Annotated in this window: 12 protein-coding genes; 11 read left to right on the forward strand and 1 reads right to left on the reverse strand. The window is 43.5% G+C overall.

Annotation, left to right across the window (positions count from 1 at the left end; genetic code table 11):
• Nucleotides 1-62 precede the first annotated feature (62 nt).
• From ACK8P5_RS05865 to ACK8P5_RS05905, 9 genes are all read left to right on the forward strand, one after another.
• On the forward strand, nt 63-395 hold the full coding sequence (locus tag ACK8P5_RS05865; protein WP_422660042.1) for a thioredoxin family protein: 333 nt from the start codon (nt 63-65) through the stop codon (nt 393-395).
• A 170-nt stretch (nt 396-565) separates the two neighbouring features.
• Nucleotides 566-1,342 (forward strand): ABC transporter permease, encoded by a 777-nt coding sequence (locus ACK8P5_RS05870; RefSeq protein ID WP_422660043.1) that lies wholly within the window; start codon nt 566-568, stop codon nt 1,340-1,342.
• Nucleotides 1,339-2,139: an ABC transporter permease gene (locus ACK8P5_RS05875; RefSeq protein ID WP_422660044.1), complete on the forward strand. Its 801-nt coding sequence runs from the start codon at nt 1,339-1,341 to the stop codon at nt 2,137-2,139. Before ACK8P5_RS05870 ends, ACK8P5_RS05875 begins: the two co-directional genes overlap by 4 nt.
• Before the next feature lie 13 nt (nt 2,140-2,152).
• Nucleotides 2,153-3,184 (forward strand): ABC transporter ATP-binding protein, encoded by a 1,032-nt coding sequence (locus ACK8P5_RS05880; protein WP_422660045.1) that lies wholly within the window; start codon nt 2,153-2,155, stop codon nt 3,182-3,184.
• 146 nt (nt 3,185-3,330) lie between these two features.
• Nucleotides 3,331-5,301, forward strand: coding sequence for a tetratricopeptide repeat protein (locus tag ACK8P5_RS05885; protein ID WP_422661387.1), 1,971 nt, complete (start codon nt 3,331-3,333; stop codon nt 5,299-5,301).
• A gap of 198 nt (nt 5,302-5,499) precedes the next feature.
• On the forward strand, nt 5,500-6,189 hold the full coding sequence (locus tag ACK8P5_RS05890; RefSeq protein WP_422660046.1) for a methionine ABC transporter ATP-binding protein: 690 nt from the start codon (nt 5,500-5,502) through the stop codon (nt 6,187-6,189).
• Nucleotides 6,189-6,890: a methionine ABC transporter permease gene (locus ACK8P5_RS05895; protein ID WP_422661388.1), complete on the forward strand. Its 702-nt coding sequence runs from the start codon at nt 6,189-6,191 to the stop codon at nt 6,888-6,890. The genes ACK8P5_RS05890 and ACK8P5_RS05895 overlap by 1 nt, the downstream gene beginning before the upstream one ends.
• Nucleotides 6,891-6,973: 83 nt before the next feature.
• Complete coding sequence (locus ACK8P5_RS05900) at nt 6,974-7,798, forward strand: MetQ/NlpA family ABC transporter substrate-binding protein (RefSeq protein WP_422661389.1); 825 nt, start codon at nt 6,974-6,976, stop codon at nt 7,796-7,798.
• 297 nt (nt 7,799-8,095) lie between these two features.
• Complete coding sequence (locus ACK8P5_RS05905; RefSeq protein ID WP_422660047.1) at nt 8,096-11,962, forward strand: glycosyl hydrolase family 18 protein; 3,867 nt, start codon at nt 8,096-8,098, stop codon at nt 11,960-11,962.
• Nucleotides 11,963-12,028: 66 nt separating this feature from the next.
• Here the strand turns inward: ACK8P5_RS05905 and ACK8P5_RS05910 are convergent, their stop codons facing one another.
• The gene (locus tag ACK8P5_RS05910; protein WP_422660048.1) at nt 12,029-13,276 is read right to left on the reverse strand and encodes an ATP-binding protein; all 1,248 of its coding nucleotides are present in this window, start codon (nt 13,274-13,276) and stop codon (nt 12,029-12,031) included.
• A gap of 248 nt (nt 13,277-13,524) precedes the next feature.
• Between ACK8P5_RS05910 and ACK8P5_RS05915 the strand changes: the two genes are divergently transcribed.
• Together ACK8P5_RS05915 and ACK8P5_RS05920 are read left to right on the forward strand one after the other, a co-directional pair.
• Nucleotides 13,525-15,078, forward strand: a complete 1,554-nt coding sequence (locus ACK8P5_RS05915; protein WP_422660049.1) for a sensor domain-containing diguanylate cyclase — start codon at nt 13,525-13,527, stop codon at nt 15,076-15,078.
• A gap of 216 nt (nt 15,079-15,294) precedes the next feature.
• Nucleotides 15,295-17,730 (forward strand): PAS domain S-box protein, encoded by a 2,436-nt coding sequence (locus ACK8P5_RS05920; protein ID WP_422660050.1) that lies wholly within the window; start codon nt 15,295-15,297, stop codon nt 17,728-17,730.
• The last annotated feature ends 8 nt before the right edge of the window (nt 17,731-17,738 follow it).

Below are 17,738 nucleotides of genomic sequence, written 5' to 3' on the forward strand. Positions count from 1 at the left end.
ATTAAGGAATTATAAAAGGCAATCTGGAAGTTTTTGAGGTGTGTTAAATGGAGGAAGATGTTATGCAGCAGTTGAAATCACTTGAGGATATTCAACAGGTAATAGCGGAACAACAACTTGTACTACTAGTGATTAAGACTGGACAATGTGGTGTATGTGAATCGGTTCAGGCCAAGGTGTCAACTATGCTAAAAACACGTTCTGACGTGACGGGTATATATGCATACATGGAAGATGCTCCTGAGGCAGCATCGGCTTACTTGGCATTCTCTGCACCGACGGTGCTGGTGTTTTTTGAAGGGAAGGAAGTATTCCGCATTGCCCGCTTTGTACGCTTTGACGAGCTAGACCATGTATTGTCGCAGTATGAGGAAGTACTCAAGGAGCAAAGCTAATCATATGGAAACGCCGAATTACAGGGGCTGCCTGTATTCGGCGTTTTTTTGTCCCCAAAAAATCTCTTGCCTCTATTGGAACGTTTTGGTATGCTATTGTCCTTCTCTCAATTTTCGCCTTGTCTGAAGTGGACGGATAGCCGTCAACAACTACTTATCGGAGGTGTTCCATGCTTTATTTCACTCTGGCTTCCAAAGCCTATGCCCGAAACTTGCAGTATCGGGGAGCGCACATGGTCCATAATATCGCGAGCGCGATGTTCGGTTTCATGTACGCATGTATCTGGATCGGTCTAGGTGCGGATTATGCACTTGGAGAGTACGGAACGCAAGGGATGGTGAATTATATTGCCTTTACCCAGTCTGCGTTATGGGTCGCTAGCTTTGTCACGAATGGTCTTGGTATTCCTCAAGCGGTCAGGACGGGCCATATTTCACTTGATTTAATGCGACCCGTGCATCTGTTCAGCCATTTGATGGCTAAGGAATGGGGGCAAATCGGTTACCAGTTCGTGTACAAATCCATTCCGATCTACCTGGTTTATTACTTCGCCTTTTCTCTTTCTCTCCCGGAACAAAAATCATCTCTTCTTTACGCAGCTTTTGCTTTAATTGGCGCAGCCTATCTGTCCATCTGTATGAATTATCTGATTGGTGCATCAGCGTTATGGACAACCGAATCTTCGTGGCTTTACTGGGGCAACCACGCCATGATTAATTTGCTTGCCGGATTTTTTATTCCGATTGAGTGGCTACCTGGTTGGCTAGAGCGTATCGCATGGTGGTCGCCTTATCCTTACTTGCTGTATGTACCCACACGTTTCTATCTCGGTTTAGGTAACGTCTCTGCATTATGGGGAACGTTGTTCTGGTGTGTTCTGCTCACACTGATCTGCATATTCGTTACTGGCTTTCTGCGCCGAAAAGTGGAGGTGCAGGGAGGATGACGATGAAATCATGGATTTCTTTATACGGGTTACTTATCCGAACGAGCATCAAAAGCCGTATGCAGTATAAATTCAACTTCTTTCTGGCATCGATTCTAGCTGCGCTCATTCAAATCTCAGAATTTCTGATGGTAGCGATCGTACTTCACAAATTTGGTGCCATTCAAGGCTGGTCTCTGTATGAGATCGGGTATTTGTTTGCCGTGATGACACTTTCGAAGACGCTGTACCGAACTTTTGCTGATGAAGTGCATCATCTGGAAAAATATCTTGTCACCGGAGAACTTGATCAGCTGCTGACAAGGCCCATGCCGGTGCTACTCGCACTGATGCCCCAACACATCCGCATTATGCTTGGCGAGGTACTTCAGGGAAGCTTTCTGCTGATCTGGTCACTTGGCGCCATGATAAGCAGCGGTAAAGTAGACTTCATCGCTGTGCCTCAGACGTTGTTCATTATCGGTACAGGAGCTGTCATTCTGTTCTCCATTGGCCTTGCTACCGCAACGCTCGGTTTCTGGACGACCCGAATTAATGAACTCCAGACCATTACTGAAGATGCTGCCCGTACCGCGGCACAGTATCCCTTGTCGCTGTATCCCAAGTGGATGTCGTCCTTATTACTTATTGTTGTGCCTGTTGGTTTCGTGAATTACGTTCCATCATTATACATACTGCGCGGAGAACTCGGGCCTTGGGTGCTTGCTGCTGTAGCGATGGTTGCGGTGATCTGTCTCACCTTATCCTTGCGATTCTGGCGGTTTGGCATTACCAAATACCAGAGCGCTGGGAGCTAAGGAGGAGAAGAAGATGATTGAGGTTCATAACATACACAAGGAATTCAAGACACCTGTAGTACGTGAAGGACGCTTCGCGGGGCTAAGAACATTATTTTCAAGGGATTACAAGACCAAAGAAGCAGTGAGAGACATTAGCTTTCACATCCAAGAGGGAGAGTTTGTTGGTTATATCGGACCTAACGGAGCGGGAAAATCGACGACGATCAAGATGCTGACAGGCATTCTGCATCCCACTTCTGGCGAGGTGTACATCGGTGGCATGAATCCTCATAGGGAGCGGCGCCGGGTCGTTCAGAACCTGGGGGTCGTGTTCGGTCAGCGCAGTCAGTTGTGGTGGGATTTGCCGGTGAAGGATTCGTATGATATTTTGGCAAAAATGTATTCGGTGGATCGTAGAGATAAGCAGCGAAGACTCGATCAGTTTACAGAACTTCTGGATTTGCACACGTTCTGGGAAACGCCTGTGCGGAAGCTATCGCTCGGACAGCGCATGCGCGCAGACCTCGCAGCGGCGATGCTGCATGATCCGGATGTGTTGTTCTTGGATGAGCCAACAATTGGTCTTGATGTGAACGCGAAGCGGAATATTCGTCAGTTTCTTACGCTTCTGAACAAGGATTTCGGTAAAACCATTCTCTTGACCACGCATGATATGGACGATATTGAGCAGTTATGCAGCCGAGTGATGGTTATTAATGATGGTAAGCTGACCTATGACGGTACGACCCGTTCCCTTCGTGATACGATTGGATTGCCAACGCGAATTACGGTTACTTATAAAGGTTCTTTTCAGGTTCCAGATGTATATCAGTCTCTGAGCCCTGGAGATTCCAGCATTAGTGGTTGTGGTGGATCGATCGTGGCAGCTAAGCCATCTCTTATCCGTGTAACAGCAGTAACGCAGAACATCGTTACCATTGAGGTGAATCGCCAAGAGATGAACACGATGGCTGTACTTAAGGAGCTTGGGCGTTGGGGGGAATTGGATGATATCGATATGGAGAACCCTGACTTTGAGGATGTCATCCATAAAGTGTATTGAATGAGAGACACTGGACATTTATCGCCTTTTTATACAATATAATAGATATATGAGAATAGGGAAGCCGATGGGTTTCCCTATTTCAAGTATTTAGGGGTATTGTGACATGGATAGTGACTTACATACAAACTTAAAGGGTGAGAGAAATGCTGTTACTGGATAGAATCTGGCTTAAGCTCGGTAGCTACTATCGTGGTCGTCAAGATTTGGAGAAAGCACTCAAATATATCAGAAAGGGCCAAAAAGCTCTAAAGTCATTAAATGATCAGATCATTTATGCAGAGCTGCTGCATCATACGGCTCATTCGGATGAGGCAATAGCGTATCTTGGACAGGTTATAGATCGGACGGGGGCAGCAAGAGCCTATGAAAGGCGGGCACATATTTTACGTGAACTGAACCGTGAAGAAGAAGCCATATTGGACCTGAATGAAGCGATTGAGCTGAATAGCGATAACTTTATGAATTGGTACACAAGAGGGATAACCTATAAAGATATGGGTAGATACGAGGAGGCAATTCGGGACCTGAAAGAATCCATAAAGCGAGAGGATGCGAGTACAGTCATCTCGACTCATTATGAGTTGGGTGTGACGTATTATGAGAATGGTAACCCGGCCGATGCCGTTCACTGTTTCAAAGAAAGTGTGAAAAATCCAGATCGGGCAATCCCCATGTATTACTTCATGCTTGCTCGGTGCTTAGATTTAGTTGACTCCATGGAAGAAGCAGTCACTGTATTAAGGAAAGGCGTAGCGTTGTCTAATCGGTATGAAGCGGAATCAGATCAAGGTTACGCCATATTCGATGGCGCTACCAATTACAGCTATGGTGCATTTATGACGTTTCAAAGGCAGACGAAGGAGAATTTCTCATTCCGGCGATTACTGGCAGATCTGTACCTGCAGCTAGGGCAATACGAAAAAGGCGTTGAAGCGGCAACGGAAGGGCTGCAAATCTATACAGGAGCTGTGGATCTGTACCTGAAGCGTGCGGAGATTTATGCAGCTTGGGGTAAGAAGGCTGAAGCGATAGAGGACTTTGGTCTCGCCATTCACCAGGATGAGAACGACTTCCGTGCTTATTTCGAGCTTGCGAGATTGTATAGAGAGGATGGAGAGGAAGCAGCAGCAGCTGAAGTGATAACGAAATTGTATCGACTGCATCCCGGATCTCCACTCGTATGCTACTGGATGGCAGATTGTTTGTATCGCCTAGGCAAGAATCAAGAGGCTATTAAGATGAACGATAAGCTACTGGAGATGGAAAAAGACGACGCGGCTAATTTTACGCAGCGTGCAGATATTTTCATTGAAATGGCTGATTTGCCAGCGGCTGAAGAGGCGCTGAGTGAAGCGCTGAAGCTAAGTGATACTTCGGAAATTCACAATAAACAAAGTTACGTGATGTATTTGCAAGGGAAGAATGAGGAAGCATTGATTGAGTTGCAGAAAGCTGTTGCACTAGACCCCGATTATGAAGACCATCCGACTTATTTAACTGCAAGTGGTCACATTTATAAAGAGATGGGTCTGTGGGATTTAGCGATTGATGCATATACCAAGGCTATTCATATGACATCTGGAAATTCGAGGTTATATGAGTTCCGGGCTGGTTGTTTTTTTGAGACGGGACAGCTGGATCGAGGATTATCAGATTGTACGCAAGGGATAGAACTCGATAACAATTATGCGGCGCTATATAGTCTTCGAAGTGCTATTTATTTATCCATGATGGACTACGCCAGAGCTAGAGTAGATATCATGAAATTCCTTGAACTTCAGCCAGGCCATCCGGGGGCATATTTCAGGTTAGGACAGATACATTATAAAGATCATGAAGAAGATGCTGCGTTAGAAGCTTTTGATGAAGTGCTGAGCATTTTGCCGGAGCATGCAGAAAGTTATTTGTACAAAGCGCATATCTATTTCCGTCAGTTTGAGACAGAGGAAACCATTCAGAATATTGTGAACTGGAGTCTTCACCTGAACAAGGAAAGTTCACCCGCCGATAAGATTAGAGCTATTGAAGGGCTAGACGGGTTTGATGAAATGATACTGGAACGTGCTGCCGAAAAATTGACTGAAATGTACGGTAATCAGTTGTATTTATCTTAAATTATTAAATTATTTGAGGTTAAGATACCAAAATTTGATTTATTTTTAAAAGAGACAACATTCTTTCATTATGTGATATGATTCGAATAGTTGGATTCACATCGAAACGGTCATTGTACCCTAAAGGGTTCGAGCCGTTTCTTCTTATGTTTATATGCAAAATGAAAGAATGGAAAGTGGGGGTGCGCAGCTTAGATTATGATTGCTTTACAACAGGTGAGTAAGAGTTTCGGTCCCCCGAAGAGCCGGTTTCTTGCGATAGATTCTGTCTCCCTATGTATTAAAGAGGGTGATATTCACGGCATAATTGGGGCAAGTGGAGCAGGTAAATCTACGCTTTTGCGAATGATGAACGCTCTTGAACGACCTGATCTTGGTGAGGTGAAGGTGGCTGGTAGAAGCCTGACTGCGATGAGGAATTCACAGCTTCGAGAGGCAAGAAGATCGATCGGAATGATCTTTCAGCACTTTAATCTGATCGGTAATCGGAATGTTGCTGGTAATGTAGGGCTTCCCCTTGAGCTTGCGGGGATACCCAAGAGAGAGCGACTGAAGCGGATAGAAGAGTATTTAACTTTTGTCGGACTCAGCGACAAAATCCACCAATATCCAGCAGAACTCAGTGGAGGGCAGAAGCAGCGGGTAGCGATTGCAAGAGCTTTAGTGAATCAGCCTAAAGTACTATTATGTGATGAACCGACTTCCGCGCTGGATTCACAGACGACTGCAGATATTCTCGATGTGCTTAGCCGCATTAATGAGAAGTTCGGGGTTACGATTGTGATCGTTACGCATGAGGTGGATGTGGTAAACCGGATTTGCAAGCATGTCTCAGTTATGGATCAGGGTCGTCTGATCGATACCTATCCGGTGGAGGCAGATATATGATGGATTGGTTAAGCAGCATCGTCCATTATTTGAGCGATTATTTCACTTATGTAGGACAGTATCAGTCGGAGATTTGGAAAGCGATTGGTGAGACATTCGTTATGGTCGGCATCTCTATTGCTGCGGCTGTCATCCTTGGTCTGCCGGTAGGAACACTGTTGTACCTTTGCCGTAAAGGTCAGATATACGAGAATCGTATCGTCTTCTCAGTGCTGAACGGGCTCGTGAATGTCATTCGTTCATTTCCGTTCTTGCTCCTAGTGGTCATTATGATTCCGGTTACTCGTATGCTAGTGGGGACCTCCTTGGGTACACTGGCGGCTGCTGTACCATTATCCGTGGTAGCTATAGCTTATTACTCCAGGCTAGTAGAACAAGCATTGCTCGACGTTCCGCGAGAAGTGACAGTGACGGCTTCCTCGATGGGAGCCTCGACACTGCAATTGATCTTCAAATTTCTCTATGTGGAAGCCCGATCTGGTCTTGTACTAGGACTGACAACTTCGACGATCAGCTTTATTTCCTACTCAACCGTGATGGGAATCGTAGGCGGTGGCGGCGTAGGGGATTTTGCTATTCGATATGGGTATCAGCGGTTTGAAACGGAGATTATGGTATTTACGATTATCATCATGATTATATTGGTTCAGTCTATTCAATTCACGGGGAACTTGTTGTCAAGGTTGTTAGATAAGAGGTAAAGTGCTTGTTTCGATCATGAAGTAATAACATCTAAGATGGGGGTAAGATGGTAATGAATTTTAAGTCAAAACATTCAAGAAGTATGCTCGCAGGTCTATTAGCTGTAATGATGATAATCGTCGCAGGTTGCGGTCAGAAGGAAACAGGTGACCAAACCGGTAGTGGTGAAAAAGAGACAAAGGGTCAAGAAGTTACGCTCAAGGTAGCCAGCCTGATTCCACCAATGACCGAAGTTTTGGAGCTAGTTAAGCCACAACTTAAAGCGGAAGGAATTAACCTAGATATCCAGATTCTATCGGATAATGTGCAGCCGAACAATGCGCTTGCGAACAAAGAAGTGGACGCTAACTTTTTTCAACATGTTCCTTATATGGAGGAATACAATGCGAACAACGGAAGCGAGCTTGTAGCCGTTCAGCCGATTTATCACGCCATTTTCGGTGCTTACTCCAAGCGATATAAATCTATTGAAGAGCTTCCAGAGGGAGCAACGATCGCCGTAGCGAATGATCCTTCCAATCTTGGTCGATCGCTCGTGATGCTAGAGAAGCACGGATTGATCAAGCTGAAGGATGGAGTAGGCATTAAATCGACAACATCTGATATCGTTGAGAACGCTAAAAACTATAAATTCCAAGAAGTAGATCTGCTCATGCTTGCTCGTACATTGGATGATGTAGATATGGTTGTCATGACACCTGCCTACGCGAAGCCCCTTGGACTCACTCCAAAGAAGGACGCGTTGATTACGGAAGGTACAGATTCAGAATTCGCAATCACACTGGTTGCTCGTAAAAATAATGCTGATTCTGAAGCCATTCGTAAGCTTGCTAAAGCGATGACTGGACCTGAAGTTAAGAAATTTTTTGAAGATAATTATGACGAGATCGCTATTCCTGCATTTTAATAATGAAATTGATAAGGAGTCCTTCATCATGAAGGGCTCTTTTTTACATAGAAATCTGTATTTTGTATAAAATTATACAATTTTATCCTATCTTTGTAAGAATGTATCCCTTCTCATTTACTGAGCCAAGTTTCATTATAGTACTAGTTACAATTATTGTATTATTTTGAAGAATGGAGGTAATATTTCAGAAAACATCACTAGAGCCTCATAAAGACGAATGTTGCACTCACCGAAATGTAACCGCTTTTATGCATGCCTGACCCCGAAATATAAAACTTAATAGAGGTGAAATTAATGAATCTAAGGATACATAACAGGTATTCCAAATGGATGGTAATCTTTCTTGTATTTGTTCTATCTTTTACTCCGTTATTGAACGCTCCCGTCTCTTACGCAGCTGAGACAGATACTCCACTAGTCACGGACTCCGAGACTCCACCAACGAACGTAGCACCCGAAACGCCACCTACTGAAGTAACTCCTGAAACACCAACAGATGTAACACCTGAAACACCACCAACCGATGAAAAATCTCCTACGGATGAAACAACTGCGGTTCCACCTGCTGAGGGTGAAAAGACTCCAGCCACTGAGCTAAAGGACGCTGCAATTGCTGGGGAGCAAGATCCGCTGGCACCGCAGAATCTGAGAGTGAAAGAAATTTACCATAACCGCGCTTTGCTGGAATGGGATTTCAAGTCAGGACCCAATGGAACAGAAGATCCGAATGATATTCAGATTTGGAACTTGGATACAGATCGTGATATCACTTGGGGGAATAGATGGACTCGTTACGCTATCAACCTAACACCAGAGACTACATATCGTGTTTATATCACTTGGAATAGTGATACTGCGAAAGTGCATAAGAGTAATGTCGTTGAGTTTACAACTTTAAAAGATACAAGTGAATACAAGGAATCCCCGTTAACACCTCCAAGCAACTTGAAAGTTAGTAGTGTGACTGAGGATTCGGTGACCTTAAATTGGGGTTCAAGTCCCAATGCTACAGGATATGATTTTTACGTTAACGGAGCCTGGAAAGGCGGGACTTGGAATAATGCTGCGACTAGTTTTACGTACTCAGATCTAGAGGTGGGAAAAAAATATACCTTTATGGTTGGAGCGCAGCATCCTGAAAACCCTGATAATTCTAAATCCAAAAACAGTAACAAAGTAACACTTACATGGGGAGAGTTAAGTACTCCTGAAGCACTGCAGGTCATCACAGCAACACGAACAGCAGTATCACTGGGCTGGGCCCCGGTTCCAGGAGCTACATCCTACACTATTTTTCAAGATGATGTAAGTATTGGAACAACTAATGACAATCGTTTTGTGGCTGAAGGCCTTAAGGAAGGTACTACCTATAAATTTGCTGTTTTCGCCATGAATAGCCTTGGGACATCTCCAGAAAGTATGCCTGTCTCTGTCATCCCGGGTAGCGATTATACTAATGTTACTTATTACACTGCATGGTCTAACACCATCGAAAGAAAGTATACCCCTTTCGATGTTGATGCTTCACACATAACACATATTAACTATGCGTTTGCAGATGTTTGCTGGAAAAAGTATGGAACCGGTGCTAGGGCATGCGAGGATCCGAATATTGCGTTGCAAAAGGATTATGTTCATGATGGAGAGATCGTCATAGGGGATCCGGAGCGTGATTTTGATAACATGAGTTCATGGGTAGCGATTCGAGAACAGAATCCCCACCTTAAACTGATGGTTTCAGTTGGAGGATGGAATTGGTCTAAGAATTTCTCCAACGTCGCGAGAACTGAAGTCACACGGCGTACGTTTGCAAACTCAGCTGTAGATTTCCTGAGGGAGTACCAGTTGGATGGACTGGATGTGGACTGGGAGTATCCAGTTGAGGGTGGAGTGGATAGCAACTCACGAGGACCTGAGGATAAAGAAAACTTTGTTTTGTTAATGAAGACTGTACGCGAAGCGTTGGATGCGGCTGGCTCCGAAGATGGCAAGTATTATCTTCTGACGATTGCGTCTGGCCAAGGAGATAATTTTGTGGTCAATGCAGACTTAGCTAACTCATCAAAGTATTTGGATTTTATTAACATTATGAGCTACGATTATAGTGGGAAAGAGAGTTTACTTGCACACCATAATTCCCCTCTCTACTATGACAAAAAACATCCAAGAACAAGCGCTCCACGTAATAATGTATTAGGGGGCCTTAACGGTCATTTAAAAGGTGGAGTTCCGACATATAAGTTAGTTGCAGGAGTCCCTTATTACGGTAAAGGTTGGGGCGGTTGTCCTACAACTGGAGAGTATCAGAATTGCAAGATGATTCTACCCGGAACTTGGGAACCTAATTTATTCGATTTTCAAGACATCGAAAACAACTACCTGAACAAAAACGGCTATAAGTACTACTGGAATAACGCAGCCAAAGTAGCCTACGTGTATAACGAAGAGAACGGCAATTTCATCACGTTCAATGACAAGACAACAATGATGTATACCGCTTCCTTGGTGAAGACACTGGATATTGCGGGCGTCATGAGCTGGGATATAAGCGGTGACCGCAATAAGACGCTGACTACACAGCTCGTGAAAGATCTACCGATTCATGGCGAGGTGAATACATCTGCCCTGCCGGCTCCTCATAATCTGCAATTGGCATCCAAATCAGCAAATGCTCTTTCTCTGAAGTGGGATGCTGCACCGGGAGCAACAGAGTACGAGATTTACGTCGATAAAGCCATGGTGGGAACGACCAAGGAGACAACGTACACCATTACTTCTCTGAAACCAGAACAAACTTACCAATTACATCTACTTGCTATCACGAAATCAGGAGAGGAAGTTCAAGCGGTGTCCGTCGCTTCAGAAGAACTGAGTGCGACGACTGCATCTGCACCTACGGAACCGGGTAGCGGCAATGGCGGCGGAAGCTCCAGTGGCGGAAGCTCCAGCGGAACACCAACAACACCAGCTCCAGCCCCGACACCTCCAAAAGGTAAAGATGAGCTAGGTGTGCAGATTAATAAACAAGCCGATAAATCGGTTGTAAGTGTACCAGAAGCAGCAGCGATTCAATTAATTAATGCTTCATCTTCCTCGAACTTTCAGATTGCACTTGGGGATATAACGAATCAGGCAGAGATCGAAATTCCGCAAGGTGTTATCGCAGCGATCGCCAAGAAAGATCCAAAGGGTACCTTGTCGATGATGATGAATGGAGCTGAGCACCGAATTCCTGTTGCATTAATATCTAAGGGCAGCATGAAAGTTACCATTGGCGCTCCGTCTGAGAAAGACGCAGAGACTGCGAATGGATTGCTCAAAGGAATGAAAGGTCTCTCGAAACCAGTCTTGTTCAAGATCGAACAAGTGAATGCGGATAAGAGTGTTACAGAGATGAAGCAGTTTGGATCATTATATGTGAGTCAGTTTATTACTTTGGATCCGAAGCAGATTGATCAGAAACGTGCAGCAGGAATGGTGTTTGTACCGGGTACAAGTGAGCTTCGTTCTGTGCCTACACTGTTTAAGCTTCTACCTGACGGTAAGGTTAGAGCAGAACTTAAAATGACAGCCGGAGGTATTTATGTGCTGGCTGAGAACGTGGTTACTTTTGGAGATGTTATCCCTGCTTGGGCGAAACAAGATGTAGCAAGAGCCGCTGCTATGCTGATCGCACAAGGAGAGCGGGCGAATGTCTTTGGAGGAAACTTGGATATTACGCGTGCCGAGATGACATCGATTATCGTTAGAGGTCTTGGTGTTATGCCTAACAGCAATGAGACCAACTTTAAAGATGTAGATGCGAATTCGAAATATGCGAAGGAAATTGCGGCAGCAAAAGCAGCAGGACTTGTTCAAGGTAAATCCGGAGATCGCTTTGATCCGAATGGATTACTAACAAGAGAAGAACTAGCTGTGATTCTAGCAAATGCAATGAATTATGCAGGGAAGTCTAGTGATGCTAATTCCGCATCGCTGGCCAAATTTAAGGATCAGAAGGATATTTCTGCATATGCTAAATCATCGCTGGCGCTGCTTGTAGAGCATAAAATCATTCAAGGGGTATCCAAGGATCAGATCGCTCCGCAGATGAATGTAACGAAAGCGCAAACCGTAGTTACGGTGATGAGAATGCTTCGAGTGTTAGGATTATCGGATTAATTAAAGAAGGCCGCTCAAGGGGAATAACCTTGAGCGGCCTTCTATCATTTGGTTCTATTCTAAACATCAGGCAAGCGGCAGAGATATCGTGAAGATTGTTCCGGAGCGTGGCTCGCTTTCTACTGTGACTGTACCATTCATGGAACGGATGGCTTGGTAGGAGTAAGTTAGACCAAGTCCGGTTCCTGTGCTTTTCGTAGAGTAATAGATAGAGCCAAGACGGCTAAGCTGGTCATGATCCATTCCCACTCCGTTATCCTCGATCAGAAGCTGAACCCGCTGTAATTGAACATGGAAAGTAATACCGACACGCGCTTTTGGGATATCCGTACATGCTTCAATCGCATTTTTGATGAAGTTAACGAGCACTTGCTTTATTTCTGTGGGACTGCCGAAGATGAGTATAGGCGAAGAGGGAATTTCCGATTCAAGGGAAACGTTATTCATATTTGCATAAGGAGTCATCACTTCTACGACGGTTGTTAATTGGCGGACCAAATCAATCTGCTGCTGAATCGAGATAGGAGGTTTACTGATTGAGAGGTAATCGGACAGGATTTGCTCTGTTCGATGGATTTCTTCAATACTGATATCGATGAAACGCTCGGTCTTTTCCCGTTCAAAACGGTTGGCTCTTATTAGTTTCAGGAAGCCTAGAACCGTTGTTAACGGATTTCTAACTTCGTGAGCTAGGGAAGCGGCGACTTGATTGATGGCCTCTACCTTTTCATTCTGAATATGCTTAAGATAAAATTCCTTGTCAGATACGGATTTGTTAAACAGTGTGATAAGTAGCCATATACCCAGGCTGTTCTGAACGGGCATAACGAGAATATTGAATGAAAAATAGCTGACAACATAGTTCGGTTGGCTTATGTATAGCGCAATAAGTGGGATGAAGGAGAAGCTGATTCCTGCGATAAACGTAATGATATGTTTCTTTCTCATCTTGTGATAGAGAGAGCCTAAAAGTAAGGATAGAGGAAAGGTAATGGCTTGGATAATCAAGGCATCAAGGGTACCAGCACCGCCGATGTACATCCGGAAAGCAATAAACTCCCCTAATAAAATAAATCCTGATAGGACTCCTCCAAATAAAATACCGAAGAAGATGATGACATACCTGACATCAAATATGAAGCCTGCCGCTGTACTTGAGGCAAAGATCATAGATAGTATTAGACAAAAGGAGCAGGTAATCAGGATAAATCGCCTAGAATAGTTAATTTCGAGGTTGCGGTAGAAAATGTTGTATACCACAAATGGTGAAAGTGCAAATAGTAACTGTAACAGAATATTTTTGATTTCCGACAAAATGTTTCACCCTCTGATTCAATAATACATCTTCATTGCACTAATCTTTCGACATGGAATGTGGAAATCCCTTGGAATGTATACGAAATTTAAAAATTTACATTTTAGTATGATGCTATTTTATAAATTGATGAAGAAAATCGCCATATTTAGACAAGTTTTGGTACAATGGGATAATAATTCTGTAAATAGCCATTCCTGAAGGATAGGCGACAGGATATCTATTATAGAACGAAGGAAGGCTCATCGTGAGAAAGCGTAAAGGTTTAAAGCTTCGTATGATACTTGGTTTGTTAGTGGTTGGCTCTGTAGTGCTAACTGCTGTTGTCGGAGGGTATTTAGCAATAACCGCTAATCTTAAATCTTTAACCTCCAATTATTTGGAGAGCAATTATCAATACGCTAAGAAATTAGCTTCGAATACAACTGACTTATTGAACATGATGCAGAATAACATGAATAGTATCGCTGGCTTGGCAGGTGAAAATTCCTTTAGTAAGCGTGATTTAGATATCTGGTTTAAAGCTAATGAACAGTACTTCAACTCGGTTGTCATTGTGGATTCAAAACGGAATATCCAATCGGTTACGCCGGATCAGTCGTATAGTTTGATAGGGAGTCAGTTAACTTCTGATGCATCCATTCAAGCTGTTGAGTTAAGGACTCCTCTCATATCAGAGCCTTATATAGCGGCAACTGGGCGTCTAATCTTACTGGTATCATCCCCCATATACGATACTGAAGGGCAGTACAAAGGCTTTGTTGGTGGTACGATTTATCTGCAGGAGGATAATGTTCTAAGTCGGCTGTTGAGTGAGCATTTTTATGGTAACGGCTCTTATGTCTACGTTGTAGATAAGCACTCCCACCTTATATTTCATCCGGATGCTGAGCGGATCAATGAGAAGATTGAAGGTAACTCAGTCATTAATAACGCAATTCGTGGAATAAGCGGGTCAACGGAGATAACAAACTCTCAAGGACATGACTTTTTTGCAGGATATGCGTATGAACCAAATGGTGGATGGGGAATTGTCTCTCAGACCCCTGTAACCGTTCTCAATGAACCGCTTAAGAAGCTTGCATTGCATATTATACTGCAGGCGCTTCCAGTGTGTATTATCATTCTGTTCGTGGCGTGGCGCGTATCGCGTTATATCTCTTCACCACTGTACGAATTGGCAAGGTTCTCGGAAGAAGCAGTGATGTCTAAGAATTCTATTCCACCAGAAATGCCGAAGATTGCCTCTCTCATCTATGAAGTGAAGCAGTTACATCAAAGCATAGGCAATCATCTGAATCTTCTTAATGATGAGATACAGATCGATGGTTTAACGGGGCTTGCGAATCGAAAGAAATTGGACATATCTCTTGAGGAATGGACGGAGGCAAAAGAGTCATTTGCAATTATTTTGCTCGATATCGATTATTTTAAATGTGTGAATGATAGGTACGGCCATGCGATTGGGGATGAAGTTCTGAAACACCTAGCTTCTGAGATGCTCTTATGCGCTAGACAGCAAGATGTATGCTTCCGCTATGGTGGAGAAGAGTTTGGAATTCTCGTCCGAGAGGAAGGCCTTCAGAAACCTTCAGCGATAGCGGAGAATCTGAGACTAAGGATGGCAGCAGGTCCAGATTCAAATGGAGTGGCGATCACGATATCAGTAGGCATTGCGCTCTATACCCCTTCCGAGGCCATAACTGCTAAAGAGCTTTTGGAGCGGGCTGACATGGCTTTGTACAGATCAAAGCAAGAAGGAAGAAATCGGATCACGGTATTCTCAACGAATAACGGATGATTTATCTATTAATATAGTAAGCAATATAAAGAAACCTTATGTTGATTGTTATCGGAGGATATTTAGACCGATGCAGGACAGAGGTTTCTTTTTTTGTTTGTTATTAAGATAGTACTTCTATTTAAAATTTTAAAAAAACATTCGCATTTGCGCAAAAAACGCCGATAATAATCATAGTTAGTCTAAATGAATGATAAAAGGGGATTCCGATCAAGTTTGAATATATACGTTCTGCTGTCGTTACTTGAATTGATTGTAAGTGTTGCAATGGTTTATATGATATATCGTTGCAAGCAGGATGCCGTAGATATGCACTACAGGAATTGCAGATACTCTCAGGATAAGAACGTAAATGTTGACCCTAGTTGTAAGCCGTATTTAGTTGATAGTTTTAAAGAGAGTTATGAACGATATGGGAGACTAATCGACCTTTATACTCAGCCGATGATTGTTCAGCGTGATGAGAAGTTTATATTTGTTAATGCAGCGGGGGTGAAGTGGTTTGGAGCCGACTCACTTGAGGACCTCATTGGTCGGTCAATATTCGACGTTCTTCCTCCGTATGAAATGGCTAAAGCTCGTAGTCGAATTGAGTACATCGTCACACATCAATATGGCCATGCGATTGAATATGAGATTCTAACACTCAAGGGGCAAGTCATTGTAGGGGAAGTTACTGGCATATATGATGAGCAGACCAGAGCTACTATACATGTATTTCATGATATTACAGAGCGCAAAAAAATGGAAAGAGCTTTAAAAGAGAGTGTAGAGCGTTACCGTAAACTTGTAGAGTTATCACCGGTCGCTATTGCGGTCTCAAAAGATGGGGTTCTAACCTACCTCAATCCGAGTGGTTTGAAGGTGCTCGGAGCCAAAAGCCTGGAGGGCATTATCGGAACAAGTCCATGGGAATGGGTTGCTGCAGGAGAGCCTAACTGGGCGGGTATGATTAGACTGGAGATGCAAGAGAGTGGCTATCTGTCACCTAAAGAACTTAGGATTAATCGAATGGATGGTCAAACCATTGATGTCTTGGTAAGTGCAATATACGATAATCAATCTGAAATGATCGAAATTGTATTTGAAGATATCACAGAACGTAAACGAGTGGCAAAAGCTCTGATGGAAAGTGAGCAGTTGAACCGTCAAATAATTGAAATTTCACCCGTAGCCATGTTGCTACACAAAAATTATAAATATACATATCTGAATTCTGAAGCTTTGGCTTTAAATGGCGCAACAGAGCTCGATGAGTTCGTTGGCCGTCCAATTCTGGACATCATACATGAGGATTCGAAAAGTATGGTTCAGGAATATTTACAAGAGGTATACCGCGAGCGTGGGACCATTCGTCTTGGAGAACACCGGATTGTGCAAAAAGATGGTACCGTTATCGATGTGGAAGCCATTACTGCTTCCATTCCTTTTGCAGGCTCTGATACAGAATCTGTTACCATTTTAAGAGATATCACAGAACAAAAGCGTGAAGAAAAAGACCGGCAATATGCTGATGAGATGATTCGAGAGAGTGAGGATCGATATTTCAGACTACAAATGAGTCTGGATCAGTTCTCTTCAGATTTGTTTGGTATGGTTAAGATTGAGGATTTAAACATTCGCTTTGTTCGAGAGGTCTGTCAGGTCCTAGAGACAGATCATATCAGTTTCATTGATATTGATTGCCATTCAAACATAACGTTAAAGCATGGAAATCCTCGAATTCCCGTGGATATATTGTTGATGATTCGTGAACTGGGTGCCGAGAATTTGCCAATCTGTCAAATCATGAATACACCGACCGGACATTTTGTGAAGATCGGAGAGATACATGGAAAGAGTTGTATCCTATGCGTAGGAGAAAAAACATCCTATTTACACGTGAAAGCTGTAAAAGTATGGCTTGATACGATATCACGTTATGTCAACGTTCTGTATGATAATTTTCGTGTAATTGAGGATTTGACACGAGGGTTAGAACGACTTGCTCCTCAGTCGTGTGCCCCTGTGTGGCTGCTACGGCTTATGTTCCAACTGTCAGAGAATGAGCGAAAGAACTTGGCACAGGATTTACATGATGCAGCTCTGCAGGAGCAGATAATATGGTACCGAAGATTGGATCAACTTATATCTGATCCTCATATTGAGATGTCTAATGAATCACGTGAAGAACTGGAACGGATCAAGCAAGGGCTGCTGGATGTCACGTACCAGATACGTATTACTTGCAATGAATTACGGCCGCCGCTACTAACTGAAGTGGGGCTGAAAAGATCGCTTGAAGCGCTCTTTGAATTTACACAACTTCGTTCTGATTATGCGATCTCGTTCGAATGTTTAGATGAGGGGAAGGTTCTTAGTGATGATCTATTGATCGGACTTTATCGTATTGTGCAAGAGATGCTCGCTAATGCCACCAAGCATTCAAACGCAACCGAGGTTTTTATAAAGTTGTTCTGTGATATGGAGCGTATATATCTGGAGTATGAAGACAATGGAGTCGGTATGAAGATAGTAGATACGAGTCCGCAATTCGGAAGTATGGGGATTTACGGAATAAAAGAACGGGTTCGGAGTATGGATGGGGAGATTGAATTTGTGTCATCTCCAGACAACGGATTATGTATTTATATTTCGATGCCCTTAGATTAAGACGATGC

Source organism: Paenibacillus sp. EC2-1 (assembly GCF_049311625.1).
Taxonomy (GTDB): domain Bacteria; phylum Bacillota; class Bacilli; order Paenibacillales; family Paenibacillaceae; genus Paenibacillus_AQ.